This window comes from Treponema sp. R6D11, assembly GCF_054786075.1.
In genome coordinates, this window is sequence record NZ_BDHD01000161.1 from 1 (window position 1) to 3,808 (window position 3,808).

Annotated in this window: 2 protein-coding genes; both read left to right on the forward strand. The window is 47.0% G+C overall.

Annotated features, from left to right (window positions below; all coding sequences use genetic code 11):
* On the forward strand, nt 1-2,708 hold a 2,708-nt coding region (ileS, locus tag ACYVTD_RS10420; RefSeq protein WP_461247710.1), incomplete at its 5' end, for an isoleucine--tRNA ligase.
* On the forward strand, nt 2,681-3,637 hold the full coding sequence (locus ACYVTD_RS10425) for a hypothetical protein (RefSeq protein WP_461247711.1): 957 nt from the start codon (nt 2,681-2,683) through the stop codon (nt 3,635-3,637). The genes ileS and ACYVTD_RS10425, both read left to right, overlap by 28 nt.
* The last annotated feature ends 171 nt before the right edge of the window (nt 3,638-3,808 follow it).

Sequence of the window (3,808 nt, forward strand, 5' to 3'; positions counted from 1 at the left end):
CCCTCTGGGAAAAAGACTACCTCTACGAAGGACACTACATACTCCCATACTGCCCACGCTGTGCCACCGTCCTCTCCAACCACGAACTGAACTTGGGCGGTTACAAAGACGTACACGATCCGGCTATAACCGTGCGGTTCAAAGTTGTTGACGGCAAAAAGTTTGAGGTAGATAGCAACAACACCTATCTCCTCGCATGGACAACCACCCCCTGGACGTTACCCTCAAACCTCGCCCTAACCCTCGGTGCGGAGATCGACTACGTACTAATCGAAGATCTATCCACTAACAACTATCCACTATCCGCTTCCTCTTCCCCCGAACACTATATACTTGCGGAGGCAAGACTGTCCGCCTACTACAAAAACGAAACCGAATATAAAATCTTATGGCGAAAAAAAGGCAGTGAACTAGCGGGACTTCAATACGAACCGCTATTCCCATACTTCAAAGACGCACCTAACGCCTTCCGCACCTTCCTAGGCGATTTTGTTACAACCGAAGACGGCACGGGCATAGTGCATACCGCCCCTGGATTCGGCGAAGACGACGCACGAGTACTAAAAGGAACAGGTATCCCTGTTATCTGCCCTGTAGACGCAGAATGTCGCTTTACTTCTGAAGTTCCCGACTTTGCGGGCGTTTTTGTAAAAGATGCGGACAAAGCAATCATCGAAAAATTAAAAAACGAAGGCAAACTTGTAAAACGAGATCAAATACTTCACTCCTATCCGCATTGTTGGCGATGTTCAAGCCCGCTTATTTACCGTGCGGTAGGCTCATGGTTCGTCAGCGTCGAAAAAATAAAAAAAGACATGTTAGACGCAAACAGCCAAATCTATTGGGTTCCCGAACACATCAAAGAAGGCAGATTCGGCAAATGGCTGGAAGGAGCCCGTGATTGGGCAATCAGCCGAAGCCGCTATTGGGGAAACCCGTTACCAATTTGGCGATGCCCCGACTGCGGAAAAACAATCTGCGTCGGAAGCCGTGCCGAGTTAAAAGAACTTTCAGGCGTATACCCCCAAGACCTACACAAACACTTTGTCGATGAAATAAAAATCCCCTGCTCCTGCGGAGCGAAAATGTCACGCATCCCCGAAGTATTGGACTGTTGGTTTGAATCGGGAGCGATGCCCTACGCGCAAAATCATTACCCCTTTGAAAACAAAGAATTTTTTGACAGCCATTTTCCCTCGGACTTCATCAGCGAAGGCTTGGATCAAACTCGAGGCTGGTTTTACACCCTAACGGTCCTTGCGGCGGCGCTCCTAAAAAAGCCCGCTTTCAAAAACTGCATAGTAAGCGGACTCGTCCTCGCAAGTGACGGCAAAAAAATGAGCAAAAGCCTTCGCAACTACACAGACCCCAACGAAGTGATAAACTCCTTCGGTGTGGATGCGTTACGCCTCTTTTTGGTACATTCTGCGGTAGTAAAAGCCGATGACCTGCGTTACAGCGACGACGGCGTGCGAGAAATAATGAAAAGCATCATCATCCCGTTGTGGAACGCCTACAGTTTTTTTGTTACCTACGCCAACATCGACAAAATCACGGCGACAGGAGCGCCCGAAAAACCTTCCAATCCTCTTGACCAATGGATACTTTCAGAGACGCAAACCCTCGTAGAAAAAGTGGGCAACGCCCTCGACGCTTACGACCTAAGCCGAGCCGTAGACCCAATCCTGCGTTTCATCGACCTGTTGAACAACTGGTACATCCGCCGCTCCCGCCGCCGTTTCTGGCGTCCCATCGCAAGCGATGGGCGCGAAAACGATGCCGACAAAATCGAAGCCTACGGCTCACTCTACTACGCCCTCAAAAAATTGATAACGGTCGCATCCCCCTTCATGCCATTTACCACGGACGCCATCTGGCAAAACCTGCGGTTAAAGGACGACCCCGAATCCGTACATTTAACCGACTATCCCGTACCAGACGCAAAACGTCGAGACGGCGGACTTGAGTTCCGCATGGCGGCGGTAATGTCCGCAGTTTCAATCGGACGCTCGCTCCGCTCCCAGTACAATATCAAAATGCGTCAGCCTCTGGGCAAGGCGGAACTTGTTACACGCAACGAAGACGAGAAAAAAGCCTTGCTCGGCATGGCGGACATAATTCGGGAAGAATTAAACGTAAAAGAAGTTGTATTTTCAGATAACGAAGAAGATTTGGTGGAGTACGAAGTAAAAGCCAACTTCCGCGTATTGGGAAAAGAACTTGGAAAAGACATGAAATCCGCCGCCGCCAAAATAGAAGCTTTAAGCCACGCCGAGATTCAAAAAATCGTGCAAGGCACTCCTCTTTCGATTAACGTTCCCTGCGAAGGCGGCGATAAAGCTCTTGTGCTCACGGCGGACAAACTCGACATCCGCAGAATAGAGAAGGCGAACCTGCGCGTCCTTAACGAAGGCACTCTCACGGTAGGTCTTGACACCGAAATTACCCGCGAACTTTCAATGGAAGGCGACATCCGAGACCTTATCCGAGGCATACAAAATAGTCGTAAAGAAATGGGGCTCTCTGTTACCGACCGCATAGAACTTTGTTTACATGGTGTGGATTCGTTAAAAGAAGCCTGGGACAATTTCGGCAAAACCGCCGCAGAGGAAACCCTAGCAGTAAAAACAACATGGGCGAAAACAGATGGACAAATCCCGATAGAAGCCGGAGACGAGACATGGCAAGTAAAGATAACAAAGGCGTAGGAAGAAATTCCACCACGAACCACACGAACTATAGCGAACTAACGCAAGCTAAGATAAGTTTGCGGACAACAAGTTCGTGTCGTTCGTTTGGTTCGTGGTTAATTCTCTTTATTTTATTTCTATTACTCTCTTGTAAAACTATGCCCAAATCCCTCAACATAAACCTAGAAACAACAGACTCCCTCCCCTTTGAAAGCGGTGCTTTTGCATACCTTTTCGTTGACACAAAAAAAGCCCGCTCCATTATTGATATTTTGCCTGTTGATGAATTAAAAGACAAACAAACAAAACAAATGTTAGACAGAACCCGTTTTTTTGCCGCAGCGTTATTTCCGCCAACAGACAGACGGCGTTATCAAATTGCCGCCCAAGGCAATTACCCCCGCTCCAACGCCGAACTTGCCATGTCTCTTAACAAAGGCTGGGAAAAACGCCGTTCCGCAAGCGGCGGCGAATACTGGTATTCAAACGGAGTTTCGGTATTATTGACCGCTTCCCACGCTTATGCCGCCATGTCACAAAACGGCGACGCTATCGATCCCTTCACCCCAAACCCCGGCGTACAAATCCCCGAACAATTCAACGAATTCCGCCATGGCTCGCCGCTCTCGTGTTGGATAGTAAACCCTCTTGCATTGTTAAACCAAATGTTAGCCGGCTTTCCCGTTCAATCAATTAAAGGTTTTTATTTTAAGCTTTTACCCACACAAGAAAAACAATACGAAGTAATAATCAGATTGCAATTTGAAAACCCGTCTCATGCCAGAGGCTTAGCTACAATACTCTCATTCGCTTCAAGTTACTCGTCCGATTCGCCACTCTCTATATTTCTTTCTAACCCGTCCATAATAAACGGCAACAACGTAGATATTAAATCCGTTCCCCTTAGCGAAAAAGAAATAAAATCCCTATTGGAACTTTTGTTATAGTTGTGTGTGATTGAGGCAGTAGCGGACACCTTTGCGTATATTTCATATACAAGTAGTTAAGCGAAATGCATATTAACATATTTACAAAAGTTATATAAAATTGTATATGGAGAGATAGATAAAATGTTTGTTAATAAAATAAGAGAATTATTATTTGGACAGGATGTATTG

Coding starts and splice junctions, on each gene's coding strand:
- ACYVTD_RS10425 (WP_461247711.1), top strand. CDS start 2,681: ATGGCAAGTAAAGATAACAAAGGCGTAGGAAGAAATTCCACCACGAAC.